General features: G+C 73.4%; 19 protein-coding genes and 1 pseudogene. 10 read left to right on the top strand and 10 right to left on the bottom strand.

What is annotated here, in order from left to right; genetic code table 11:
* Positions 1–28 precede the first annotated feature (28 nt).
* Entirely contained in the window at positions 29–1,414 is a 1,386-nt protein-coding gene (locus tag LRS74_RS12350) for an FAD-binding oxidoreductase (protein ID WP_277741057.1), read from the bottom strand.
* A gap of 135 nt (positions 1,415–1,549) precedes the next feature.
* Between LRS74_RS12350 and LRS74_RS12345 the strand changes: the two genes are divergently transcribed.
* The gene (locus LRS74_RS12345) at positions 1,550–2,401 is read left to right on the top strand and encodes a VWA domain-containing protein (protein ID WP_277741056.1); all 852 of its coding nucleotides are present in this window, start codon (positions 1,550–1,552) and stop codon (positions 2,399–2,401) included.
* A 60-nt stretch (positions 2,402–2,461) separates the two neighbouring features.
* On the opposite strand, the gene LRS74_RS12340 is transcribed toward LRS74_RS12345, so the two are convergent.
* On the bottom strand, positions 2,462–3,703 hold the full coding sequence (locus LRS74_RS12340) for a helix-turn-helix transcriptional regulator (RefSeq protein ID WP_277741055.1): 1,242 nt from the start codon (positions 3,701–3,703) through the stop codon (positions 2,462–2,464).
* Between the two features lie 132 nt (positions 3,704–3,835).
* Between LRS74_RS12340 and LRS74_RS12335 the strand changes: the two genes are divergently transcribed.
* The gene (locus LRS74_RS12335) at positions 3,836–4,168 is read left to right on the top strand and encodes a hypothetical protein (protein WP_277741054.1); all 333 of its coding nucleotides are present in this window, start codon (positions 3,836–3,838) and stop codon (positions 4,166–4,168) included.
* Here the strand turns inward: LRS74_RS12335 and LRS74_RS12330 are convergent.
* Together LRS74_RS12330 and LRS74_RS12325 are read right to left on the bottom strand one after the other, a co-directional pair.
* Positions 4,158–4,724, bottom strand: a complete 567-nt coding sequence (locus LRS74_RS12330; protein WP_277741053.1) for a snapalysin family zinc-dependent metalloprotease — start codon at positions 4,722–4,724, stop codon at positions 4,158–4,160. The two genes, LRS74_RS12335 and LRS74_RS12330, sit on opposite strands and share 11 nt — an antisense overlap.
* Positions 4,725–4,817: 93 nt before the next feature.
* Positions 4,818–5,303, bottom strand: coding sequence for a GNAT family N-acetyltransferase (locus LRS74_RS12325; RefSeq protein WP_277741052.1), 486 nt, complete (start codon positions 5,301–5,303; stop codon positions 4,818–4,820).
* A 67-nt stretch (positions 5,304–5,370) separates the two neighbouring features.
* On the opposite strand from LRS74_RS12325, the gene LRS74_RS12320 reads away from it, so the two are divergent.
* Positions 5,371–6,174, top strand: a complete 804-nt coding sequence (locus LRS74_RS12320) for an exodeoxyribonuclease III (protein WP_277741051.1) — start codon at positions 5,371–5,373, stop codon at positions 6,172–6,174.
* 170 nt (positions 6,175–6,344) lie between these two features.
* On the opposite strand, the gene LRS74_RS12315 is transcribed toward LRS74_RS12320, so the two are convergent.
* Entirely contained in the window at positions 6,345–7,118 is a 774-nt protein-coding gene (locus tag LRS74_RS12315; protein ID WP_277744723.1) for a MerR family transcriptional regulator, read from the bottom strand.
* A gap of 230 nt (positions 7,119–7,348) precedes the next feature.
* On the opposite strand from LRS74_RS12315, the pseudogene LRS74_RS12310 reads away from it, so the two are divergent.
* From LRS74_RS12310 to LRS74_RS12295, 4 genes and pseudogenes are all read left to right on the top strand, one after another.
* Positions 7,349–8,854 (top strand): annotated as a pseudogene (locus LRS74_RS12310) (NAD(P)/FAD-dependent oxidoreductase); the annotation flags it as partial.
* Between the two features lie 449 nt (positions 8,855–9,303).
* Positions 9,304–10,299, top strand: a complete 996-nt coding sequence (locus tag LRS74_RS12305; RefSeq protein WP_277744722.1) for an alpha/beta hydrolase — start codon at positions 9,304–9,306, stop codon at positions 10,297–10,299.
* Positions 10,296–11,246, top strand: a complete 951-nt coding sequence (locus tag LRS74_RS12300; RefSeq protein WP_277741050.1) for an SDR family oxidoreductase — start codon at positions 10,296–10,298, stop codon at positions 11,244–11,246. Before LRS74_RS12305 ends, LRS74_RS12300 begins: the two co-directional genes overlap by 4 nt.
* A gap of 83 nt (positions 11,247–11,329) precedes the next feature.
* The gene (locus LRS74_RS12295; protein ID WP_277741049.1) at positions 11,330–11,572 is read left to right on the top strand and encodes a hypothetical protein; all 243 of its coding nucleotides are present in this window, start codon (positions 11,330–11,332) and stop codon (positions 11,570–11,572) included.
* 172 nt (positions 11,573–11,744) lie between these two features.
* Here the strand turns inward: LRS74_RS12295 and LRS74_RS12290 are convergent, their stop codons facing one another.
* Complete coding sequence (locus tag LRS74_RS12290; protein WP_277744721.1) at positions 11,745–15,047, bottom strand: S41 family peptidase; 3,303 nt, start codon at positions 15,045–15,047, stop codon at positions 11,745–11,747.
* A gap of 324 nt (positions 15,048–15,371) precedes the next feature.
* On the opposite strand from LRS74_RS12290, the gene LRS74_RS12285 reads away from it, so the two are divergent.
* Positions 15,372–15,971: a TetR/AcrR family transcriptional regulator gene (locus LRS74_RS12285; protein ID WP_277741048.1), complete on the top strand. Its 600-nt coding sequence runs from the start codon at positions 15,372–15,374 to the stop codon at positions 15,969–15,971.
* A gap of 133 nt (positions 15,972–16,104) precedes the next feature.
* On the top strand, positions 16,105–18,351 hold the full coding sequence (locus LRS74_RS12280) for an MMPL family transporter (protein ID WP_277741047.1): 2,247 nt from the start codon (positions 16,105–16,107) through the stop codon (positions 18,349–18,351).
* 375 nt (positions 18,352–18,726) lie between these two features.
* Here the strand turns inward: LRS74_RS12280 and LRS74_RS12275 are convergent, their stop codons facing one another.
* The 4 genes from LRS74_RS12275 to LRS74_RS12260 form a co-directional block, all read right to left on the bottom strand.
* Positions 18,727–19,971: a serine hydrolase domain-containing protein gene (locus tag LRS74_RS12275; RefSeq protein ID WP_277741046.1), complete on the bottom strand. Its 1,245-nt coding sequence runs from the start codon at positions 19,969–19,971 to the stop codon at positions 18,727–18,729.
* Positions 19,972–20,039: 68 nt separating this feature from the next.
* The gene (locus LRS74_RS12270) at positions 20,040–20,810 is read right to left on the bottom strand and encodes an ABC transporter ATP-binding protein (RefSeq protein ID WP_277741045.1); all 771 of its coding nucleotides are present in this window, start codon (positions 20,808–20,810) and stop codon (positions 20,040–20,042) included.
* 77 nt (positions 20,811–20,887) lie between these two features.
* On the bottom strand, positions 20,888–21,661 hold the full coding sequence (gene cbiQ, locus LRS74_RS12265) for a cobalt ECF transporter T component CbiQ (RefSeq protein WP_277741044.1): 774 nt from the start codon (positions 21,659–21,661) through the stop codon (positions 20,888–20,890).
* A gap of 1 nt (position 21,662) precedes the next feature.
* Positions 21,663–22,955: an energy-coupling factor ABC transporter permease gene (locus LRS74_RS12260; RefSeq protein WP_277741043.1), complete on the bottom strand. Its 1,293-nt coding sequence runs from the start codon at positions 22,953–22,955 to the stop codon at positions 21,663–21,665.
* 237 nt (positions 22,956–23,192) lie between these two features.
* Between LRS74_RS12260 and LRS74_RS12255 the strand changes: the two genes are divergently transcribed.
* Positions 23,193–25,229: an MDR family MFS transporter gene (locus tag LRS74_RS12255; protein ID WP_277741042.1), complete on the top strand. Its 2,037-nt coding sequence runs from the start codon at positions 23,193–23,195 to the stop codon at positions 25,227–25,229.
* Positions 25,230–25,253: the final 24 nt, after the last annotated feature.

Raw genomic sequence — 25,253 nt, 5'->3', positions numbered from 1 at the left:
ATACCCGGAATCCCTCGAATGGGTGAGGTCAGGCGGGTTTGATGTTGTGGTTGAGCTGGAAGACGTTGTCCGGGTCGTACGTGGCCTTCACCGCGGCCAGCCGCCGGTAGTTCTCCGGGCCCAGCCCGGCCACCACGCGCTGCTCGCCCTCCCGGCCGATGAAGTTGAGATAGACGGCCCCGCTGGACCAGGGCTGGACGTCCGCCCGGGTCTGCCGGGCCCACTGCCTGCCGCGCTCGTCGTCGGCGGGGTCGGACCACAGCCCGAAGGGGTGCACCACCCAGGGTGCGGTACGCCAGGGGACGGGATAGTCGGCGGGGCCGCGGGCCACCGCGCCGCCCTGCGGGAACAGCACGTGCTGGGAGGGGGACGGGCAGATCATGTCGGCCGCGCGGGCGCAGAACGCCCCGGCGGCCTGGTCCGGGAGCGAGTCGAGGTGCTCCGCCGACCAGTAGTTGCGGTAGCCGGGCGGGTCGTCGAGCAGACACTGGAGGTCGGCGTACGGCAGCTCGGCGACCATCTCGGCCCGGTGGCCGAGGCCCAGCAGCGGCGCGGCCGCCTCGCGCGCCCGCGGTTCGTCGCCCGCGTACGTCACGAGGACGACGCAGACCAGGGTGTCGACCAGCTCCGGCGGGACGAACTCCTCGGGCGGGGCGGTGAGATAGATGAACCCGCCGCCGACCTCGTCGGGCGCGGACTCCAGGAAGTCGCGGTAGTCGCGCAGGACGTCCGGGCCGGCCTCGGGCGGCCACATCAACAGCATCACGGTGACCAGGGGCAGCGGGTGCAGTCGCAGCGTGAAGGAGGTGGCGACCCCGAAGTTGCCGCCGCCGCCGTGCAGCGCCCAGAACAGCTCCGGGCGCTCGTCCGCGCTCGCCCGGACCGTCTCGCCCTCCGCCGTCACCAGGTCGACGGCGAGCAGGTTGTCGCAGGCGAGGCCGAACATGCGGTCCGCCCAGCCGGTTCCGCCGCCCAACACGAAGCCGCCCACGCCGGTGGTGGAGACCCTGCCACCGGTCGTCGCCAGCCCGTACGGCTGCGTCGCGCGGTCCAAGTGGCTCATCGTGGCGCCGCCGCCGACCCGCGCGGTGCGTCGGTCAGGGTCGACCGTCACCGCGTGCATGCGGCGCAGATCGACCACGAGGCCGTCGTCGACGAGCGCCATCCCCGCCACGCTGTGTCCGCCGCCGCGGACCGCGATCGGCAGTCCGTGCTCACGTCCGCAACGGATCGCCGCGGCCACGTCCTCGGCCGTCTCACACTGGGCGATCGCCGTCGGATGTCGGTCGATCATGGCGTTGAAGACGGTACGGGCCTCGTCGTACGGGGCGCCGTCGTCCGGCACGAGCACCTCGCCGGTCATGCGGGTGCGCAGTGCCTCCAGGGCGGGGCCGGGAAGCCCTCCCGGTGTCATGGGGGTTCGCCCCCTCCCGCCCCCTTCCGGGGGCCTCTCGGGGCTGGTACGCGCCGCTCGCGTGGGCCGATTCGCCCTCATGAGGGCCTATTTCGATCGTAGTCTGGGGGCCGACCTCGGCAACTGGAGACCGGTATGGCCATCGACTACACCAAGCCGCCCCGGCGCCCGGCGACCATCGACTACACCAAGCGCCCGCGCCCCACCGCAGCCGGCTCCGCGACCGGCCTGAACGCGGCCGGCTCCGCGATCAGCCTGGAGAAGATACGGACGGCGGCGCCGGGCCTCGTCGACCTCTACGAGACGGCGCGGATCTCGCTGGAGAAGTCCGGGCTCGACGGGCAGCGCGCCGCCGTCTACCTCGTCCTCGACCGCTCCGGCAGCATGCGCCGCCACTACCGGCAGGGCGCGGTGCAGCACCTGGCCGAGCGGGTGCTCGGGCTCTCGGCGCACCTGGACGACGACGGGACGGTCCCCGTGGTCTTCTTCTCCACCGACGTGGACGGTGTCGCGGACATCGGCCTGGACGACTACGCGGGCCGGATCGACGCGCTGCACGCGGGCTACGGGCACATGGGCCGGACCAACTACCACCTGGCGATGCAGGCCGTCATCGACCACCACACCTCCCGCGGCGGGACCGCCCCCGCCCTGGTGATCTTCCAGACCGACGGCGGACCCACCTCGCGCGCGGCCGCCGAGCACGTGCTGTGCGTCGCCGCGCGGTTGCCGATCTTCTGGCAGTTCATCGGCTTCGGCGACCCGGACGGCAAGGAGTTCGCCTTTCTGCGCGCACTCGACGAGCTTCCCGTGCCCGCCCGCCGCCCCGTGGACAACGCGGGCTTCTTCCCCGCCGGGACCGACCCCCGCGCCCTGCCGGACACGGCCCTCTACGAGGCCCTGACGAGCGAGTTCCCCCACTGGCTGCGGGCCGCCCGCGCGGCGGGCGTGCTGCCGGCCGCCCCCGTGCGGGCTGCTGATCGCTGAGGGGGTAACCCCTGCCCGTCCCCGGTCCGGAGCTGATCCCCGCTACGGCGTGGTCACGCCTCAGACGCTCAGCAGGTGCCCGTGCTCGTCAAGCAGGCCGCGCACTTCGGGTACGTCCCTGAAGGTGCTCAGTCGGCGCAATACGACGCGGCAGCGCTCTGCGGCCCGTTCGCTGCTGACGTCGCCGGACAGGGAGATCACGCGCTGGGCCTCCGCCGCCGCCTGCTCGGGCTCGTTGGCGTCGGCGAGGGCGATGGCAAGCCACGAGCGATACAGGGCGATTTCGCGCGTGTGCGTGGCGTCGTACTGTGTGAGCACATCCTCCAACAGCGGTACGGCGCGCAGAGGGCGGCGCAGTTCGGTGTAGACCCGCGCATCCATCACCCGCAGTTCTGCGCGGCTCACCCAGTACGCCCACAGCGGTGCCGGTTCCTGGTCCTCGGACAGGGCTTCATGGGCTTCGTCCAGGGCGCGCATCGCCGATTGCGCGTCGCCCGCGCGAGTGTGCGCCCATGCGATCCGGTCCAGGAACAGGGCCCGTGCTTTCCCGGGGGCCTCCGGTCCCGCGTCCGCGAGGGCTGCGCGAGCCAGCTCGACACCCTCCCGCAGCCGGCCCGTGTTGCTGAACTGGTAGGCCAGACTTCCGGTGAGATGGCCGGTCAGCGGGCGATCGCCCGCCTGCCGCGCCGCCGCGATGCCGATGCGGTACGCGCGCTCGGCCTGCTCGTGTCGACCGGCGTCGCTCGCGATCCATCCGGTGATCTGGGCCAGTTCGCCGATCTGTGCGAGCAGTGCGCGCCCGACCCCCTCCGCGTACGTGCTCTCGCGGTAGAGCCGTACCGCAGCGCCCAGACGCCGGAAGGCCGGCGCGATCAGGTCGCCACCGGCGAGCACGTCATCGGCGAGCCGTAACGCATGCACCCGGTCCGCCAACTGGGCCACCGCCTCGTGGCCGAGTCGTTGCCCCGTCCGCGCTGTCAGGGGAGCCAAGGGGTCGCCCTGCGGCAGCAGGGCGGCCAGTGTGGTGTCCGGTCCTGGGGGAGCGGTATCCGTTTCGCCGCGCGCATAGGCGGCGGCTCGGGCCAGTTCGCTCGGCGAGGTGTCCAGCGCCTGTGCCAGGAAGGTCAGCCAGGCGTCGGGCACGCGCCCGCCGCGCTCCCAACGTGACACCTCGTTCCTCGTCACCGACTGCAGACCCGACAATGCGCACAACCGGTCCGCCAACTGACGTTGGCTTCTGCCCGTGGCTCGTCGGAGTCGCGTGAGGTAGGCGCCGAACTGCTGGCGTCGATCACCACTCATCCTGGCCCCCTCTCTCGCCTCAGCCTGGCCCCTCTCTGGCCTCCCAGATGGCCCCTCCCCGAGAACAACGGAGGTAATTCGATGAAGTCACCAGATGCGCGAGACATGGTCAACGCCACAAGGAGCGCCGATATGCCAGACCCTGCCGCCAAGGAACTCACGACACCCCTGCGCCTGTTGCCCTGGCCCGGTCCCAACGGCACACCCTGCTATCTCGACTCCGACGGCAGTGGTCTGCTCACCAAGGTGGCGGACGAGATGGAGGCGGCGCAGTTGCGGATGGCGGGCGAGCTGCTCGGGCACGCGCGCGTCATGCTGGACGACCGCAAGGTCGACGCCGGGGAGCTGCGCTTCCTCGCCCGTCGGCTGACCGAGGCCCTCACCGACGTCCTGCGGGTCGCCGAGAGCCGGGGCGGGCGGCTGCCCGCCCCGGCGGTGGGGGGAGCGCCCCACGTCAGTCCCTGATCGGAACGTTCCAGGCGACGTCCGCCGAGCGCGGCGCGAAACGTCCGCCGAAGTCCCCCTCGACCTCCGCCTTCTCCGCCGCGTTCGGATACGGGTTGGTGCAGGAGACCCCCGCCGTCGAGCCGGACATCAGGCTGGAGCAGGGGCCCGGCTTGCGGTCGGGGAGGCCGAGGATGTGGCCGAGCTCATGGGAGGAGATGCGGACGGTGTCGTACCCCTGGTCGACGGCCTGGCGGCCGATGTAGACGGTGCCCCGGCCGAGGCCGGCGGGAATGGCGCGGGGCCAGCCGTTGTCGGCGAGGACGCGGATGTCGGCGCGCTGGCCCGCCGCGGCCGGGCGCAGCTGGACGGCGGCGACGCTCTCGTTCCATATCGCCGCGCCCCGGTCCACCGCGGAGCGGAACTCGGCGGAGCCGCTGGCGTCGTACGTGGCGACCCGGACGCTCGGGGTCGGGGTCGGGGTCGGGGCCGCCGCGGCCGTGGTCTGGGCGGCGACCAGCGTGGCCGCGCTCAGCAGGGCGGCGGATAACGCGCGGAGGGTCTTGCCTGAGGACATGGGGGGGCCTCCTGAGTGGGGGGTGTGCGGGCGTGAGCATGACAAGCGCCCGCCCCTGCTCACTGCCCGGCTCGACCCCCGCTCAACCGCGCCTCAGCCGTCCTGTGGCAGCGGCTTGCCCATGCAGCGGCTGTCCTCGTACTCCCGGTAGAAGCCGAACTTCGGCACCGGCGCATAGCCGCTCGACGCGTACAGGGTGATCGCCTCCGGCTGCTTGATGCCGGTCTCCAGGACCATCCGGGCCCGCCCGGCCTCCCGGGCGTTCTCCTCCAGGGCGGCCAGGATGCGCCGCGCCAGCCCCTGTCCGCGGGCCTCGCGCACCACGAACATCCGCTTCAGCTCGGCGTCGCCGTCCGAGAACCCCTCGTCGTTCCGGTCCTGGGAGCGCCAGCCACCGGAGGCGACGGGGCGGTCCCGCTCGTCGTACGCGATCAGGAAGAGGCCCCGCGGCGGCGCGAAGTCCGCCGGGTCCAGCGCGGTCAGGTCGCCCTCGCCGTAGCGCTCGGCGTACTCCTGCTGCACCTGATCGCTCAGCTTGACGGCGTCGGGGTGGTCGAAGCGTATAGGCCGGATGTCCATTCCGCGGATCGTACGGCGGGGCCCGGTGCGAACGCGAGTACGTATCGGATGTCGGTATCGTGCCGGAATGCTCACCGTGACGTCCGTGAATGTGAATGGCCTGCGCGCCGCCGCCAAGAAGGGCTTCCTGCCGTGGCTGGCCGCGACCTCCGCCGATGTGGTCTGCCTCCAGGAGGTGCGGGCCGAGCCGGGCCAGCTGACGGACGAGGTGCGGCAGCCGGAGGGCTGGCACACCGTGCACGCGCCGGCCGCCGCCAAGGGGCGGGCCGGGGTCGCCGTCTACTCCCGGCGGGAGCCGGACGCCGTACGGGTCGGCTTCGGGTCCGCCGAGTTCGACGGCGGCGGGCGCTACGTCGAGGTCGACCTGCCCGGCGTGACCGTGGCCAGCCTCTATCTGCCCTCGGGCGAGGTGGGCACCCCGCGGCAGGACGAGAAGGAGCGGTTCATGGCCGAGTTCCTGCCCTACCTCAAGGGGCTGCGCGAGCGGGCCGCCGCCGGCGGTCGCGAGGTGCTGGTCTGCGGCGACTGGAACATCGCCCACCGCGAGGCCGACCTGAAGAACTGGCGGGCCAACCGGAAGAGCGCCGGCTTCCTGCCCGAGGAGCGGGAGTGGCTCGGCCGGGTCTTCGACGAGGCCGCCTACGTGGACGTGGTGCGCGCCCTGCACCCGGACACCGAGGGCCCGTACTCCTGGTGGTCCTACCGCGGCCGCGCCTTCGACAACGACACCGGCTGGCGCATCGACTACCACGTGGCGACCGAGGGGCTGGCCGGGCGCGCCCTGAAGGCCGTCGTGGAGCGCGCCGCCAGCCACGAGCTGCGCTGGTCGGACCACGCCCCGGTGACGGTCTCGTACGGCTCGGCGCGCTGAGCGCTTCGCCGGAAGTCCGGTATGCCGTCCGCGGGCGCGTCGTGGCCGGTCGCGCGGTTCCCCGCGCCCCTTCGGGCGCTGCCGTGGCCGGTCTCGCCCGCGCGGTGGAGCCGCTCACGGCACGCCGCGCCCACCCGGCGGAGCCGCACACGTCACGGCCTCGCGCCCCTTCAGTGCGCTGCCGACGCCTCGCCCGGTTCGCCCGGGTCGCCTGCCTCAGGTCGGTGCTCCGCGAGCCACGCGTCCAGCTCCGCTCGGATCCGGCGGTCCATGGCCATCGACATCTCGGCGTCGACCACGGCCTTGGCGGTGGGGCGCAGCCGCTCGACCGTCTCGGTGATCCGTGTCACCTCCGCGGCGGTGGGCGTGGCGCCGTCCGCGGTGTGGGCGATCACATCAGCCAGGACATGGGTGGTGATCAGACGGGTGAAGGTCTCGGCTATGGCGTCGACGTGGACGCGCAGCTCACGGCCGGCGGCCAGCACGGCGGCCAGCGGGATGCCGCTGCCGACCAGGGCGGTGGAGGCGTCCAGAAGCCGGCGGCTGACGTGGACGATCTCGTCGCCGTCCACCGCGAGATAGCCCACGTCCAGGGCGGCGGCCAGGTTCTCGGGGGTGACCTCGCCCGCGAAGCGGTCGGCGAGATCCTCGGGGGTCAGCCGGACGGCCTGCTCCTCGGACCACGGGACGGTGATGGCCGCGCCCGCCAGCCCCAGCAGCTCGGCGACGTCCCGGCCGCTCTCGAAGGCGGTCAGCAGCTCCGCGATGCCGCCCAGGGTGTGGCCGCGCTCCAGCAGCGCGCCGATGGTCCGCAGCCGGGCCAGATGGTGCTCGTTGTACCAGGCGATCCGACCCTCCCGGCGGGGCGGTGGGATCAGCTTGCGCTCCCGGTAGAAACGCAGCGTACGGACGGTGATGCCGGCCGCCTCGGCCAGCTCGTCCATCCGGTACTCACGCCCGCCCTCGCACTGGGGATCGCTGTTCGCCACGGCGCCAGCCTATGCAGCCGGAGGCCGCGGAGGGCGGTCAGGTGGCGTCGGGGCGGCCGAGACCGGCGGTAACTCGACCGGTCAAACCTCTACCGCTGAGTAGCTCACTGCCCTACGCTCCGATCGTGCCAGTGATTACTGGCGCGATTAGGGTTTCGCTCGAATGACTCGGGAGGAGCGGCGGCATGGGCGAGCTGACGCCGGCACACACGGACGAGCTGACGCCGGGACACGTACGGGTGGCGGTGATCGGGTCCGGCTTCGGCGGCCTGGGCGCGGCGGTGCGACTGCGCCGCGAGGGCATCACCGACTTCGTCGTGCTGGAGCGGGCCGGGTCGGTCGGCGGCACCTGGCGGGACAACACCTACCCGGGCTGCGCCTGTGACGTGCCCTCCCACCTGTACTCCTTCTCCTTCGCGCCGAACCCCGGCTGGCCGCGCAACTTCTCCGGCCAGCCGCACATCCGGGCCTATCTCGAGCGGGTCGCCGACACCTTCGGGCTGCGGCCGCACCTGCGCTTCCACACCGAGGTGCGCGCGCTGCGCTGGGACACCGAGGCGCTGCGCTGGGAGGTGGGGACCAGCCGCGGCACACTCACCGCCGACATGGTCGTCTCCGCCGCCGGGCCGCTCTCCGACCCCAGGATTCCGGACATCCCGGGCCTGGACACCTTCCCCGGCGCGGTCTTCCACTCCGCCCGCTGGGACCACGAGGTCGACCTGCGCGGCAAGCGGGTCGCGATGGTCGGCACCGGAGCCTCGGCCATCCAGATCGTGCCGGCCATCCAGCCGGAGGTGGCACGGCTGGAACTCTTCCAGCGCACCCCGGCCTGGGTGCTGCCGCGCGCCGACCGCCGCATCAGCGAGGTCGAGCAGTGGCTGCACGCCAAGGTGCCGGTCACCGGCACGCTCCGCCGCGGGCTGCTGTGGGGCGTGCGCGAGCTCCAGGTCAGCGCCTTCACCAAGCGGCCGCGCCAGCTGGGCTTCGTCGAGCGCCTCGCCCAGCGCAACATGGCCCGGTCCATCAAGGACCCCGCGCTGCGCGCCAAGCTCACCCCGTCCTACCGGATCGGCTGCAAGCGCATCCTGCTCTCCAACGACTACTACCCGGCGCTGGCCCGGCCCAATGTGCGGCTGATCGCCTCCGGCCTCGCCGAGGTGCGGGGCTCGACGCTGGTGGCCTCCGACGGCACCACCACCGAGGCCGACGCGCTCGTCTTCGGCACCGGATTCCGGATCACCGACATGCCGCTCGCCGAGCGCGTCACCGGCGCCCGCGGTACCACCCTGGCCGAGGAGTGGCGGGACACGGGCATGCGGGCGCTGCGCGGCGGCTCGATCGCCGGCTTCCCCAACTTCATGATGATCATCGGCCCCAACACCGGGCTCGGGAACAGCTCGATGATCCTCATGATCGAGGCGCAGCTGAACTACCTCGCCGACTACCTGCGGCAGTTGGACCGACTCGGCGGCCCGCGCGGCAGGGCGGCGCTGGACGCGCGCCAGTCGGCGGTGGACGCCTGGGCGGCCGGCCTCCAGCGGCGCATGGGCCGCACGGTGTGGAACACCGGCGGCTGCACCAGCTGGTACCTCGACGCCGAGGGCCGCAACACGACGGTCTGGCCCGGCACCACGGGCGAGTTCAAGAGGGTGACCCGACGGGTGGACCTGGCGGAGTACGAGGTGCTGCGCGGCCGGGAGGGGGTCCCGTCCCGTACGGAGACGGTCCCGGCCACCCGGCGCGCTGCCGCCGGGGGTGGGGGCGGGGGCGGGGACGAGGGCGGGGGCGGTACGGACGCCCGTCGTACGGAGGCGGATCGTGCCGTTGCCGGCCGCGCGGACGCGGGTCGTACGGACGCGGGTCGTACGGACGCGGGTCGTACGGACGCGGGTCGGGCTGGTGCCGGTGATGCCGATGCCGGCCGCGCGGATGCGGGTCGTGCGGATCCCGGTCGTGTGGGTGCCGGTCGTACGGACGCGGGTCGTGTCGATGCCGGCCGCGCGGACGCCGGTGATGCCGATGCCGATGCCGATGCCGGTGATGTCGGTGCCCATGCTGATGCCGGTGGTACGGACGCCGGTCGTGCCGGCGCCGCGGAGGTGGCCGCGTGAGCACCCTCCGTCCGCGCCGTACGCCGCATATGCGCTCCGGGCCGTTCGCACCCCCGGCCCCCGCCCACGAGCTCACCGTCACCTCGGCCGACGGCGCCCGGCTGCACGTCGAGGTGCACGGGCCCGACGGCGCCCCCGCGGTGGTGCTGGTCCACGGCTGGACCTGCTCGACCGCCTTCTGGGCGCGGGTCATCCGCGAGCTGGCCGCCGACCACCAGGTGATCACCTACGACCTGCGCGGGCACGGCGGCAGCCCCGTCGCCCGGCCCGGCGGCTGCTCCACCGACGCCCTCGCCGACGACCTGGAGGCGGTGCTGGAGGCCACCCTGGACTCCGCCGCCGGCCAACGCGCGGTGCTCGCCGGCCACTCCATGGGCGGCATGACCCTGATGGCCTCCTCCGCCCGTCCGCACTTCCGCGCGCACGCCGCGGCCGCGCTGCTGTGCAGCACCGGCAGCTCCCGGCTGCCCGCGCGGTCGCACGTGGTGCCGCTGCGGGCCGGCCGGCTCCGCACGGCGCTGCACCACGCGATCCTCACCTCCCGCGCCCCGGCCAGCCCGCTGGCGCCGCTGGGCCGCCGGGTGCTGCGCTACATCACCCTGGGGCCCGACGCCTCCGCGGAGATGGTGGAGGCGTGCGCCCGCATCGTGGCCGGCTGCCCGCGCGGGGTGCGCGCCGACTGGGGGCGGGTGCTGGCCGAGCTGGACCTGGACCGCGGGGTGACACGGGTGGCCGTGCCGACGGCGATCGTGCACGGCGCCGCCGACCGGCTCACCCCCGTGCGCCACGCGTACGCCCTGGCCGCGCTGCTCCCGCACTGCGTGGGCGTCACCGAACTGCCGGGGGTCGGCCACATGACGCCGGTGGAGGACGGGGCGACGGTCGCCGACCGGATTCGCGACCTCGTCCTGCACCACCTCACGCCCCGCGCCGGCGTCACGGCCGGCGGCGCGTCGGACGACCTCGGCCCCCATCGGCACGACGAGACGGACGAGACGGACGAGACGAAGGAGCCCACGGCATGAGCGGCGGCGGGAACGGACCCCTGGAGGGGCGGGTCGCGGTGGTGACCGGCGCGGCGCGCGGCGTCGGCGAGCTGCTGGCCCGCAAGCTGTCCGCGCGGGGCGCCACGGTGGCCCTCGTCGGCCTGGAGCCGGACGAGTTGGAGAAGGTGGCCGACCGGCTCCACACCACGTGCGGCCACTGGCACGCCGACGTCACCGACCACGAGGCGATGACCCGCGTGGCGGCCGAGGTGCGGGAGCGCTTCGGACGGGTGGACGTCGTCGTCGCCAACGCCGGAGTCGCCATCGGCGGACCCTTCCTGGGCTCCGACGAGGCCGCCTGGCGGCGGGTGGTCGAGGTCAACCTGCTGGGCAGCGCCACCACCGCGCGCGCCTTCCTGCCCGCGCTGCTGGAGAGCCGCGGCTACCTCCTTCAGATAGCCTCGCTGGCCGCGCTCGCGCCCACCCCGATGATGACGGCGTACTGCGCCTCCAAGGCGGGTGTCGAGGCGTTCGCGCACAGCCTGCGCGCGGAGGTCGGCCACCGTGGCGTACGGGTCGGCGTCGGCTATCTGAGCTGGACGGACACCGACATGGTGCGCGGCGCCGACCAGGACGCGGTGATGCGCGAGCTGCGCGCCCGGCTGCCGTGGCCGGCCAACCGCACCTACCCGCTGGGCCCGGCCGTCGACCGGCTCGTCGCCGGCATCGAGCGCCGGTCCGCGCAGGTGTACGCGCAGTGGTGGCTGCGCGGGATGCAGCCGCTGCGCGGCGCGCTGCCGACCCTGATCGGCCTCGGCGGGCAGCGCGAGATGCGCCGCTTCGGGCCGCGCGTGGGCGAGGCGCGCGGCGGGCTGGTGGGCGCGGGCGGCGCGGCGGACGAGCGGGCACGCCGGGAGCGGACGGCCGTCCCGCGCGCGGGACGGCCTCGCGACGAGACCGCGGCGGCGGAGCGTGACCGTGCGTGACTGATCGAAATGCGCCCTATGTTCTGGCATGTCAGGCTGATCGAGGCCCAACCCCCAGCCACTGAGGAGTGACTTCGATGGGCATGCAGGACGACATAAGCCGCAAGGCGCAGCAGGGCAAGGAAAAGCTGCAGCAGACCTCCCAGGAGGCGCAGCAGCGCGGCCAGGAGGCCGGCGACAAGCTGCGCGAGAAGGCACAGCAGGCCAAGCAGAAGGGCCAGCGCAAGGGCAAGGACATGTCCGAGGAGAAGGACATGCGCGGCCAGCAGCAGCGCGGCCAGCAGCAACAGCAGCAGAGCCTGGACGACCTGGACGAGCCGCTGTAACGGCGGCCTCTGAGGCGCACCCCCAGGTGCACCTACAACCTGTGCTGCTCAGGGGCGCATCCCGGTGACGGGGTGCGCCCCTGGTCGCTGCCCGCCGGCAGCCGGATTGGCGCCTTAGCATCTGCTATGCCCGCCGGCCGAGATGGTGCCCCGGACGGTGCCTCGGAGGGTGCTAGTCACCCGCCCGCGGCGGCAGTTTCGGGCGGCGCCGGTCCGGGACGTTCGAGTAGTCCGGGGGCTCGGCGGAGCCGTGGCGGTCCAGCAGGTCCAGGGCGACGCGGACGGCGTCGTCGAGTTGCTTGTGGCGGCCCTCGGCCCAGTCCAGCGGGGTGCGCTCCACCTCGATGTCGGGCTCCACGCCGTGGTTCTCCACACCCCAGCCGTAAGCCTCGAACCAGGCCGCGTTCATCGGCACGGTGATCGCCGTCCCGTCGATGAGTCGGTGGCGGCCGGTCATGCCGACGACGCCGCCCCAGGTGCGCAGGCCGACGACGGGGCCGATGCCGAGCAGCCGGAAGGCGGCGGTGATCATGTCGCCGTCGGACGAGGTCATCTCGTCGGCGACGGCGACGATCGGGCCGCGCGGGGCGTTGCTGGTGTACGAGACCGGCCGGGCGTCGCGGGTGAGGTCCCAGCCCATGATGGTGCGGGTGAGCTTCTCCACCACCAGCTCGCTGATGTTGCCGCCGGCGTTGCCGCGGACGTCCACGATCAGTGTGGGCAGCGACATCTCGCGGCGCAGATCGCGGTTGAACTGCGCCCAGCCGGAGCCGCCCATGTCGGGGATGTGGAGGTAGCCGCACTTGCCGCCGCTCAACTCCCGCACCACCGCGCGGCGCTTGGCGACCCAGTGCTGGTAGCGCAGCGGCCGGTCGTCGATCAGCGGCATGATGGCCACCCGGCGCGGCGGACCGGCGCCGTCGGGCGAGGCGAAGGTGAGCTCCACGGTGGTGCCGCCGGCGGCGGCCAGCAGCGGGGACGGGCCGGTGACCGGGTCCACCGGCCGCCCGTCGACATGGGTGAGCAGGGCCCCCTCGCGAATGCCGGAGCCGGCCAGCGGGGAGCGGGCGCGTGAGTCGGAGGACTCGCCGGGCAGGATCCGACCCAGCGTCCAGGCGCCCTCCTTGGTGCGGACGAAGTTGACGCCGAGCAGCCCGATGGGGCGCTGGTAGTGGCGTGGACCCTCGTTGCGCCGGGCCGGGACGACATAGGCGTGCGAGGTGCCCAGCTCGCCCAGGACCTCACGCAGCAGGTCGGCGAACTCGTCGGGGGAGGCGACCCGTTCGACCAGCGGGCGGTATTGCTCCAACACCCCGTCCCAGTCGACGCCGGACATCCCCGGGTCCCAGAAGTACGCGCGGACGATGCGGCCCGCCTCCGCATACGCCTGGCGCCACTCGGCCGCGGGGTCGACCTCGTGCTGGATGCGCCGCATGTCGATGTAGACGGTGGAGTCGCTGTCGCCGGACTCGGTGGCCGGCACCGCGCGGAGCTCGCCCTCGTCGTTGAGCACCATCCGGGAGCCGTCGCCGCTGACGACGAACCAGTCCAGGCTGCTGCTGAGTTCGGCGCGCTTGGCCTTGGCGAGGTCGAAGTGTTCCAGGGTGGGGCGGCCGGAGGTGTCGGTGGGGTTGGCGAAGGTCTCGCCGAGCGCGCCGGAGATCGGCCAGCGCAGCCAGACCAGCCCGCCGCCGGCCACCGGGCACAGCGCCGAGTACTTCGAGGCGGCCACCGGGAACACCGTCACCCGGCTCGCCAGCCCCTCCACCTCGACCATCACATGCCCGTCGCCCTCGGGCACGGCCTCGTCCGGGTCCAGTCCGCCGGCCGCCGGCCGACCCTCGGGGGAGAGCGCGAAGGGGGAGGGGGTAGCCGAGGACAGGGGCACCAGATAGGGGCGGCAGCCCAGCGGGAACGACAGGTCGCCGGTGTGCACGTCGTAGACGGGGTCGAAGCCGCGCCAGGACAGGAACGCCAGATAGCGGCCGTCGCGGGTGAACACCGGGTTCTCGTCCTCGAAGCGCCCGTCGGTGACGTCCACGACGGTGCGGTCCTGCAGCCTGGCGATCTTGATCTGACGCAGGGTGCGGCCGATGCCGGGGTGGGACCAGGCGAGCCAGTCGGAGTCGGGAGAGAAGGCCAGGTCCCGTACCGGGCCGTTGGGGGAGCGGATCAGCTCGCTGACCTCGTCCCCCGCTGTCGCCGCCGCTGTCGCCTCGGTCTCGCCTTCGGTGTCGCCTTCCGCGGCCACGCCCGCGGTCACGCCCTCGCCGCCGACCGCGTCGGCCAGGGTGATCAGCAGCAGCCGGCCGTCGTGCGCGGCCACCGCCAGCCGCCTGCCGTCCGGGGAGGCGACCAGCTCGTGCACCCGGCCAAGCCGCCCCACGGCCAGTCGGCGCGGTCGCCCCGGCCCGGCGGCGCGCGGCAGCTGGCCGATCTCGATGGCGTCCTCGCCCTCGGCGTCGGTGACGTAGGCGACCTCTCCGCTGGCCGCCAGCATCTCCGGCATCCGCACCCGCACCCCCGGGGTGTCCACCAGCGACCGCGCGGGCCCGTCCCGGTGGGTCAGCCAGTACAGGCTGCCGCGCACGCACACCGCGCTCGCCCGGCCGGTGGTGTCCACCGCCAGCGAGTCGACGTGCGCGGCGGCCGGCACCTGATAGCGCCGCCGCCCGGCGCGCGGCCCGCCCAGCCGCACCTCCAGCCGGCGCGGCCGGGCCCGCGGCGCCAGGTCCTCCACCAGCCACAGGTCGCCGGCGCACTGGTAGATCACCCGCGAGCCGTCGGTGGCGGCGTGCCGGGCGTAGAAGTCCTCGTGGTCGGTGTGGCGGCGCAGGTCGGTGCCGTCGGGAAGGCAGGAGTAGAGGTTGCCCACGCCCTCGTGGTCGGAGAGGAAGGCGATCCGGTCGCCGACGAACATCGGCGCGTCCAGGTGTCCGTACAGGTCCGGCAGGAGCCGGGCGCCGTGCAGCCACATGCGCCCCATCGCGCCGCCGCGGTAGCGCTTCCAGGAGGCCGGCTCGTGCGGCGGCTTGCCGGTGAGCAGCAGCGTCCGGTGCTCGCCCGCGACGTCCGCGACCGCGATGTCGGAGACCGGCCCCCAGGGCAGCCGGCCGCCGGGGCTGCCGTCGGTGGGCACCTTGTAGGCCCAGGAGAAGTACGGGAAGGGCTGGCCGTGCGAGCTGACGGCGAGGATGTGCGCGACCCCGTTCTCCGGCGGCGTCCACCCGCACACCCGCGTGTCGGCGCTGCCCCAGTACGAGAGTCGCCGCGCCGATCCGCCCTCCGTCGGGACCAGATGGATCTCCGGGTCGAGGCTGCGCCAGGTGGTGAAGGCGATCCGGCTCCCGTCCGGGGAGAAGCGGGGGTGGCCGACCCGGGTCCGGTCCACCGTCAGCCGCCAGGCCCGGCCGGCCGGCTCTCCGGGGCCCGCCAGCGGCGCCAGCCACAGGTCGTCCTCGGTCGCGAAGCACATGAGATCGCCGTGGAGGTGCGGATAGCGCAGATACGCCCCGCCGCTCGCGTCCGTCCCCCGGGCCCTCGGCGCGCCGCCACCCGGCCCACCGGGCACGGATGCGGACGGTGTCGCTTCGAGCGGGCCGGAGGCCCCGCGTGCGTCGCTCACACTCCCATGCTTTCGGGCTGTGGCAACGACGGCAACTCGGTTCTGTGACCGACGACACCGGCGTACGAGCACATAATCGCGCGCGGCGGTAGACGGTATGACGTACACTTTAAGCGTACGAAACCGTTTCGTTCGGATGTCTTGATCCGAGGCTGGAGCCAGGGGGTGCGCGCCATGCCGACCGTGCAGGGGGTCAAGCCCCGTACACGCCGCAGCCGGCTCACCCCTGAGCGGGAGAGCGAGCTGTACGAGGCGGTGGTCGAGCTCCTCCGGGAGGTCGGCTACGCCGCCTTGACGATGGATGCCATCGCCGCGCGTACGCGCTCCAGCAAGGCAACACTCTATCGACAGTGGGAAAGCAAGCCGCAGTTGGTGGCCACCGCACTGCGGCACACCAAGCCGGTTCCGCTGGAGAACATCGACACCGGGTCGCTCCGTGGCGACCTGCGTGAGGTGGTGATCTGTGGGAGTGACAGGACTGAGCAGGACGCGGCCCTCATGCGGGGTCTCGCCCATGCCACCCATGAGTATCCGGACCTGAGTCAGGCGCTGCGGGAGCTGTTGATCGCCCCCGAGGTCGCCGCCCTTGACGCGCTGTTGAAGCGCGCCGTCGACCGCGGCGAGATCGCCGCGGACGCGCCCGCCCTCGGTTATGTGCCGCACATGCTGTGCGGCGCATTCGTCGCACGTCCCTTGATCGACGACCGGACGGCGGACGCCGACTATCTGCTCACCTATATCGACGCCGTGATCCTCCCCGCTCTCGGCGCCTGAGCCTCTCCCCAGTGGCACACCGACAACCGCACACCGACAACCGCACACCCACGCCACCTGGCGCGCCGCTCTCGTCGCCGGGCTGGTTCTCCGCAGCCTGCTATTTGTCTATACGACGGGAGCGTCTCTCCTCGTGGCCACCTTCCTTTATAAACTCGGCCGTTTCGCATTCAGAAGGCGACGATTCGTCGCCTTGATCTGGGTGGCACTCCTGGTGGTCGCGGGAGTCGGCGCCGGTACCGCCACCCCGCCCGGCAACGACGACTTCTCCGTGCCCGGCACCGAAGCCCAGAAGGCCTTCGACCTCCTGGAAGAGCGCTTCCCCGACATCAGCGCCGAGGGCGCCACCGCGCGCGTGGTCTTCCGGGCGCCGGACGGTCAGAAGATGACCGACAAGGCCAACAAGGCCAAGGTCGACGAGGTCATCAAGGACCTGACCAAGGGCTCCGACGAGATCGCCTCGGTCGCCGACCCCTTCACGTCCAACGCCGTCAGCAAGGACGGCTCCACGGCGTACATCCTGACCACCTACAAGGTCAACGCCATGGAGATGGACAAGGACTCCAAGGAGGCGCTGAAGGACGCGGGCAAGAAGGCCCGCGACGGCGGCCTCCAGGTGGAGATCGGCGGTGACGCGCTGGAGGAGATGCCCGAGCAGGGCTCCACGGAGATCATCGGCATCGCCATCTCCGCGGTCGTGCTCGCCATCACCTTCGGCTCGCTGCTCGCGGCCGGTATGCCGCTGCTGACCGCCATCATGGGCGTCGGTATCGGCATCTCCTCGATCACCGCGCTGGCCTCGACGCTGGGGCTGTCCAGCACCACCTCGACGCTGGCGATGATGATCGGCCTCGCGGTCGGCATCGACTACGCCCTGTTCATCGTCTCCCGCTACCGCGCCGAGCTGGCCGAGGGTCGGGAAGGCGAGGAGGCGGCCGGCCGGGCCGTGGGCACCGCGGGCTCCGCGGTGGTCTTCGCCGGTCTGACCGTCGTCATCGCCCTGGCGGGCCTGGCCGTGGTCAACATCCCGGTGCTGTCCAAGATGGGCTTCGCCGCCGCGGGCACGGTCGCCATCGCGGTCCTGATCGCCATCAGCCTCATCCCCGCGCTGCTGGGCTTCGCCGGCAAGCGCATCTGGGGTCGCAAGGCCCGTCGGCGCAAGGAGGAGACGGGCTCCTACGCCAGCTCCGACAAGCCGAACGCGGGCACCCGCTGGGCGCGCCTCATCCTGCGTCGCCCGATCGCCATCCTGGCGCTGGGCGTCATCGGCCTCGGTGCCGCCGCCATCCCGGCGGGCAGCCTGGAGCTCGGCCTGCCGGACGACGGCTACCAGCCCACCAGCTCCACCAAGCGCAAGGCATACGACCTGGTCTCCGAGGGCTTCGGCCCCGGTCTCAACGGCCCGCTGATGGTCGCCATCGACGTCAAGGACGCCAAGGACCGCAAGGGGTCGGTCGAGAAGGCCGCCAAGGCCATCTCCGGCCTCAAGGGCGCGGCCATGGTCTCCCCGGTCACCCCGCAGTCGTACAACAAGGCCGGCGACGCGGCGATGCTCACGGTCATCTCCAAGTACAAGCCGAGCAGCCACGACACCGAGGAGCTCGTCGCGGACATCCGTGACGAGGCCGACAAGATCCAGGCCGACACCGGCGCCGAGGTCCTGGTCACCGGCACCACGGCGATGAACATCGACATCTCCAAGAAGCTGCAGGACGCGCTGCTGCCGTATCTGGCGCTCGTCGTCGGCCTGGCCTTCCTGCTGCTGATGGCGGTCTTCCGCTCGGTGCTGGTCCCGCTGAAGGCGGCCCTGGGCTTCCTGCTCTCGGTGGTCGCGGCGCTCGGCGCGGTGGTCGCGGTCTTCCAGTGGGGTTGGGGCGCGAGCCTCTTCGCCGTCGAGGAGACCGGCCCGATCATGAGCATGATGCCGATCTTCATGATCGGTGTGGTGTTCGGTCTGGCGATGGACTACGAGGTCTTCCTGGTCACCCGGATGCGCGAGGCGTTCGTCCACGGCGAGAGCCCGTCCGACGCGATCGTCACCGGCTTCCGGCACGGCGCCCGCGTGGTCGCCGCCGCCGCGGTCATCATGATCGCCGTCTTCGCCGGCTTCATCGGCTCCCCCGAGTCGATGGTCAAGATGATCGGCTTCGGCCTCGCCATCGCGGTCCTCTTCGACGCCTTCATCGTCCGTATGACCATCGTCCCGGCCGTCATGGCGCTGCTCGGCAAGTCCGCCTGGTGGCTGCCGAAGTGGCTGGACAAGGTCCTGCCCAACGTCGACGTCGAGGGTGAGCAGCTCCAGAAGCAGCTCTCCACCGAGTCCTCCGCCGCCGCTCAGCGGCAGGGTGACGCGGACGACGCGGAGCTGACCCGCGTCTGAACCCGTTCGGCCACCGGCCGACACGACAGATCGCCGCGGCGGTCCTCGCTCATCGAGCGGGGGCCGCCGCGGCCGTTTCGCGCGGGGTGCACGACGCTCCCGGGGAGCGTACGGACGGACCCGGGAACCGCACGCACGCCGAACCCGGGGCCGTACGGCGGCCGACGCGACCGAGGGCGGCCGGCGCGGTCGTCTCGCTCAGTCGCCGCCCGGCGCCCGCCGGGGGCGCGGACGGTGCCCGGCGCGATCAGGTCGCCCCGGACCCCGCGAACCGCGCGGGGTGGGCCACCGGGGCGCTCCCCAGCCGGCGGGCTGCCGGGGCGCGTCCCGCGCGGCCGGCGCCGGGCCGGGACGACAGCCCCGGCCGGCCGGGCGCTACGCGGTGACGACCGCGCGGACCGCCCGGACGAGGGCCTGGGCCCGGGGGTCGGCGGTGACACCGCGCCGCATGCCGTTGGTGACATAGCCGAAGCCGACCCCGGTGGCGGGGTCGGCGAAGGCGAGGGAGCCGCCGCGCCCGGGGTGGCCGAAGGAGCCGGGGCCCAGCAGCGGGGAGGCCGGGCCGTGCAGCATGTAGCCGAGGCCGAAGCGGGTGCCGACGACGAGGACCCGGTCGGGGCCGGTCGACTCCTCGGTGCGGGCCAGGGTGACGGTGGCGGGGGCGAAGAGCCGGCGACCGAAGGGGACCGGCCCGATCAGCGCCGCGTAGAAACGGGCCAGCGCGTCGGCGGTGGCCACGCCGCCGGAGGCGGCCAGCTCGGCCGCGCGGTAGGCGGCGTCGTTCTCGTCGGGGGCCGGGGCGATGGCGCCGAAGGCGCGCCGGGTCAGCGACTCCGGGTCCTGGTACGCCTCCGCGACCGACCGCTTGGGGCGCAGCCGCGGCGCACCGGCGGTGGCCGGGGCGGCCGGCGGCTCCACGCCGGCTATCCGGCCCACCCGCCCGCGCTCGGACTCCGGCAGCCCTATCCACAGCCCCAGGCCGAGCGGCCGGGCGATCTCCTCGGCCACCCAGCGGCCCAGGGTGCGCCCGGTGACCCGGCGCACCAGCTCGCCCAGCAGCCAGCTGTAGGTCTGGGCGTGGTAGCCGTGGTCGGTGCCCGGCTCCCAGGCGGGCGCCTGCGCGGCGACCGCGCGGGGCCCGGAGACGCCGTCGACGGCCTCGTCGGGGGTCAGCGGGGTGTCCAGGGCCGGCACCCCGGCCCGGTGCGAGAGCAGGTGCCGGACCAGCACCCGCTCCTTGCCGTTGGCCTTGAACTCGGGCCAGTACGAGCCGACGCGGGCGTCCAGGTCCAGCTGGCCGCGCTGGTGCAGCAGCAGCGGCACGGCGGCGGCCACGCCCTTGGTGACGGAACGGACCACCTGCGCGGTCTCCCGCGTCCACGGCGCGGGCTCCACGGCGTCCCCGGCCTCGCTGTCACCGCCGTCGGTGTCGACCCCGCCGTCCGGCTTCGGGGCCACGGAGTCCGCGTCCCTGACACCGCCCCACAGATCGACGACCTTGCGCCCCTCCACGTAGAGCGCGAAGGCCGCGCCCCGCTCACCTCGCCGCGCGAAGTTCTCGGCAAAGGCGTCCCGAACCGGTTCGAAGCCGTCCGCCACCGTGCCCTGGACGTCCACCACTGATGCGTACTCCTACCTGCTGTGCCTGACGTGTGTGCTGCCATGGTGCAACGCCCGCGCGGGAGTGCTTATGCCGGGGCGGGTACCGAGCGCGGATCGAAGCCGAACGGCAGCTCCAGCCGGTGCCGGCGCATCAGCTCCTCGTCGCAGAGCAGGTCGCGGGTGGCGCCGTCGGCCACGATGACCCCCTCGCTGAGCACCACCGAGCGGGGGCACAGCTCCAGCGCGTACGGCAGGTCGTGGGTGACCATCAGCACCGTGACCTCCAGCGAGCGCAGGATATCGGCGAGTTCGCGGCGTGAGGCCGGGTCGAGGTTGGAGGACGGCTCGTCCAGGACCAGGATCTCCGGCTCCATGGCCAGCACCGTGGCCACCGCCACCCGGCGCCGCTGGCCGAAGGAGAGGTGGTGCGGCGGTCGGTCGGCGAACTCCGACATGCCGACCCGCTCCAGCGCGCCGGTGACCCGATCCGCCAGCTCCGCGCCCCGGATCCCGGCCGCCGCCGGGCCGAAGGCGACGTCCTCGCGCACCGTGGGCATGAACAGCTGGTCGTCCGGGTCCTGGAAGACGATGCCGACCCGGCGCCGGATCTCCGCCAGATGCCGCTTGTCGACCGGGAGCCCGGCCACCGTCACGGTGCCCGTGCCGCCGCTCAGGATGCCGTTCAGATGCAGGACGAGGGTGGTCTTCCCGGCGCCGTTGGGGCCGAGCAGGGCGACGCGCTCTCCGCGCGCGAGGGTGAGGTCCACGCCGAACAGGGCCTGGTGGCCGTCGGGGTAGGCGTAGGCGAGGCCGGACACCTCGAGAGAGGCGAGGGAGGCGGGGGACGGGGCGGTCATCTACGGGTCCATCCGATCGGCGTGGGGCGCGGCGTCGGCCGCCGGGTCAGGGTCGGGGGCGCGGTGCTCGCCCATCGTCAGCCACCCCCTTCGAGCGCCCACGCGGGGACGCCCACGGCCAGCGCGGCCAGCGGGAGGGCGGCGGCGCACACCCACTGGGCGCGGGTCGCCGTCACCTCGTCGATCACCGGCATGGTGCCGGTGTAGCCCCGGCTGACCATCGCCAGATGGACCCGCTCCCCGCGCTCGTAGGAGCGGATGAACAGCGCGCCGGCGGACTTCGCGAGCACCCCCCAGTGGCGGACTCCGGATGCCTGGAAGCCACGCGACTCCCGCGCGATGCGCATCCGGCGCATCTCGTCGGTGACGACGTCCCCGTAGCGGATCATGAACGACGCGATCTGAACCAGCAGCGGGGGCATCCGCAGCCGCTGGAGGCCGAGCAGCAGCGCCCGCAGTTCGGTGGTGGCGGCGAGCAGCACGGAGGCTGCGACGCCCAGGGTGCCCTTGGCCAGGACGTTCCAGGCGCCCCACAGCCCCGACTCGCTGAGCGACAGCCCCAGCACCTCCACCCGGGGCCCCTCGGCGACGAACGGCAGGAGCACGGCGAACGCCACGAACGGCACCTCGATCAGCATCCGGCGCAGCACCAGCCCCGCCGGGACCCGGGCCAGGGCGGCGACGGCGGCCAGCGCGGCCGCGTACAGCGCGAACGCCCACAGCGCCGTGCGCGGGGTGGAGACCACGACGAGGACGAAGCAGAGGACCGCCGCGATCTTGCACTGCGGGGGCAGCGCGTGCACCGGCGAGTCACCCGCCCGGTACAGGCGGTGGGCATGGCCCGCACCCATGTCAGACCGCCTCGGTCTCGCGCTCGGGACGCGGGGCGGCGGCCTCGCCCTTGCGGCGGCGCACCACGATGAAGACCCCCGAGCCCACGGCGAGCGTCGTCCCCACGCCGATCACCCCGGCCAGACCGCCGGAGAGCCGGGCGTCGGAGACGTCCTCGACCCCGTAGTCGGCCAGCGGCGAGTCCTTCGCCGCGTGCTCCTCGGTCTTCGCGTCGATGCCGTGGTCCTGCGCCACCTTCTCCAGCCCGTCCGGGCTGCTGGACGCGTAGAAGCTGACCACGCCGGCGCAGAGGAGCGCCGCGGCCACGCCGGCCAGCCACACCCGCCGCGTCCCGCGCGGGGCGGGGGCGGCGCCGGTGGCAGGCGCCGCGGCTCGCGCGGGCGACGCCGCCGGATCCGTACGGGAGGCGTCCGCGGACCCGCTCGCGGCGGGCGCCGCGGCGGGGTGGGCGCCGTCCGAGGCGCCGTCCGGACGCCCGGCCTGGGCCGGGACGCCCTCCGCCGCGGCGGGGGCGCCCGCCTGGGCGGGGACACCCTCCGGGCGCGCGGTCGCGGTCGGGACGGTCGGCCCGGCGCTCCGCGCGGTCGGCTCCGCGCTCCGGGGCGTCGCCGGGGTCAGGGGCGAGACCCGCAGTTCGAGCCGCCGCTCCAGGCCGCGCGCGCCGTGGACGAGATCGGGGCGGACGGCGACGACGGCGCCCACCGTGAGGGCGGTGATGGCGGCCTCGCCGATGCCGATGAGCAGGTGGACGCCGACCATGGCGGTGAAGACCTTGCCGATGGCGACGTCGGTGGTGCCGCCGAGGGCGTACAGGCCGGTGAAGGCGATGGCGGCGGCCGGGACGGAGACCAGGGCGGCGACGAACGACGCGACGGTCACCCCGCGCCGGGTGCGCGGCAGGATCCGCAGCAGACCGTGGAAGAGCGCGAAGGCCACGAGGACGGTGACCACGCCCATGTCGGTGATGTTGACGCCCAGCGCCGTCAGGCCGCCGTCTGCGAACAGCACGCCCTGCATGAGCAGCACCATGGACAGGCACAGCACCCCTGTGTAGGGGCCGACGAGTATCGCGGCGAGGGCCCCGCCCAGCAGATGGCCGCTGGTGCCCGCGGCGACCGGGAAGTTCAGCATCTGCACGGCGAAGACGAAGGCGGCGACCAGTCCGGCCAGCGGGGCGGTGCGCTCGTCCAGCTCGCGGCGGGCGCCGCGCAGGCAGACCGCGACGGCCGCGGTGGCGACCGCGCCGGTCGCCACCGACACCGGGGCGCCGATGAATCCGTCGGGGACGTGCATGGGGGCTCCGCTCGGGGGTGGAGGGGGCGGTAAGCAGCCGGGCTGGCTGAATCCGTTCGATAATGGGCTCAGCTGCAAAGCGTTTGCAAGAGCGCCCACCTCGCGTAACGGTGCTCGGCGCACACCGGTGCGACCCCGACCTCGCCGCGCGCGGGTCCACAAGTGGCAGTGGGGGACATTTCGCCGAATGCTGAGGGGAGCAGTCCGCCTCGGGGGCGTCGGGAGGTGCGACGTTCCATGACCACGGCCACCGAGGAGCCCTCCGCCGCCCCGGCCCCGCCCGCCCTCGACCGCCGCCACACCAACCTGGTCTTCGTCACCGTCGTGCTCGGCATGCTGCTGGCCGCGCTCGACCAGACGATCGTCTCCACGGCGCTGCCGACGATCGTGGCGGACCTGGGCGGCGGCGGGCACATGGCCTGGGTGGTGACCGCCTATCTGCTCGCCGAGACCGTCTCCAGCGTGCTGGTGGGGAAGTTCGGCGACCTCTTCGGCCGCAAGGTCGTCTTCCAGATCAGCGCCGTCGTCTTCATCGCGGGCTCGATCCTGGCCGGCGCCGCCAACAGCATGCTGCTGCTGATCGTCGCCCGCGCCGTACAGGGCGCCGGCGGCGGCGGGCTGATGGTCACCGCCATGGCGCTGATCGCGGACGTGATCCCGCTGCGGCAGCGCGGCAAGTACCAGGGCGCGCTCGGCGCGGTCTTCGGCGTGACCACCGTCGTCGGCCCCACCCTGGGCGGCGTCTTCACCGACCACGCCTCCTGGCGGTGGTGCTTCTACGTCAACGTCCCGGTCGCCATCGTCATGATCGCCATGGCGGCACGGCAGATCCCCGTCGTCCGGGCCGCGGTCCGCCCGGTCATCGACTACCTGGGGATCGTGCTGGTGGCGCTGGGCTCGTCCGGGCTGGTGCTCGGGCTGGAATGGGGCGGCACCCGGTACCCCTGGGGCTCGGCGGAGGTCGTCGGTCTCTTCGCCGGCTCCGCGGTGCTGCTGACCGCCTTCGTCCTGGTCGAGCTGCGGGCGCGGGAGCCGATGCTGCCGATGCGCCTGTTCCGCAACCCCGTCTTCACGGTCTGCTCGCTGCTCAGCTTCATCGTCGGCTTCTCGTTGCTGGGCGCGCTCACCTACCTGCCGACGTACCTCCAGTTCGTCGACGGGGTCTCCGCCACCGAGTCGGGCGTCCGCACCCTGCCGCTGATCGTCGGCCTGCTGGGCACCTCCGTGCTCTCCGGCGTCGTCATCAGCCGCACCGGCCGCTACCGGCTGTTCCCGATCTCGGGCACCGCCGTGATGGCGCTGGGGCTGTACCTCATGGCGACCATGGGCCCGGACACCGGGGTCCGGCTGGAGTCGCTGTACATGTTCGTGCTGGGTGCCGGCATCGGGCTGGCCATGCAGGTGCTCACGATCGCGGTGCAGAACACCGTCCCGTACCACGAGCTGGGCACCGCCACCTCCGGCGTGACCTTCTTCCGCACCCTCGGCAGCTCCTTCGGCACCGCGGTCTTCGGCACCCTCTACAGCGGTCGGCTCGAACCCGAGCTCCGCGCGGCGCTCGCCGAGTCCCCCGACGTGCCGCCGGCCGCGGTCCGGGACCCGCAGGCGCTCACCGCCCTGCCGCCGGACCAGGGGCGACCCGTCGTGGAGGCGTACGCGGAAACCATCGGCTACGTCTTCCAGTGGGTGGTGCCCGTCGCGGCCGCCGGCTTCGTCATCGCCTGGTTCCTCAAGGAGGTCCCGCTGCGCGACAGCGCCCGCGCGGGCGCCGTCGACCTGGGCGAGGGCTTCTCCGCCCCGGACACATCCGACGCCGAACGGCAGCTGGAGCGCGCGGTGGCCAACGTGCTGCGCCACGCCGAGGAGCCCGTCAGCCGTCAGCTGCTGGCCCGCTCCGGCTCCCCGCTGGGCCCGGCCGAGGCATGGGCGTTGGGCCAGATCCACTGGCGGGAGCATCTGCGCGGGGAGGCCCGGCTCGGCGAGGTGGCCGCCGCGCACCGGATGCCGCCGGAGGTGCTGCGGCCCGCCTTCGACCGGCTCGTCGCCGGCCGCTACGCGCGGCTCTCCGGAGACGGCCGGCTCGCCCTCACCCTCGCCGGCCGTGCCGAGATCCGGCGGCTCAGCGCCTCCTGGCGCGGCTGGCTCGACGAGCACCTGGAGGACTGGGACGCCGGCGATCCCGCCGATCGTGTCCTCCTGGACCGCGCGCTGGACCACATCGCCGCCCGGCTGCTGGAGGAGAGCGAGTCCCGGCAGGAGCGGATGGCGGTCTGAGATCCGCGCCCGCCGCGCGCCCGC

Origin of the sequence: Streptomyces sp. LX-29, from assembly GCF_029541745.1 — a bacterium.
Taxonomy (GTDB): Bacteria; Actinomycetota; Actinomycetes; order Streptomycetales; family Streptomycetaceae; genus Streptomyces.
This window is presented reverse-complemented; position numbering and strand designations above follow the sequence as displayed.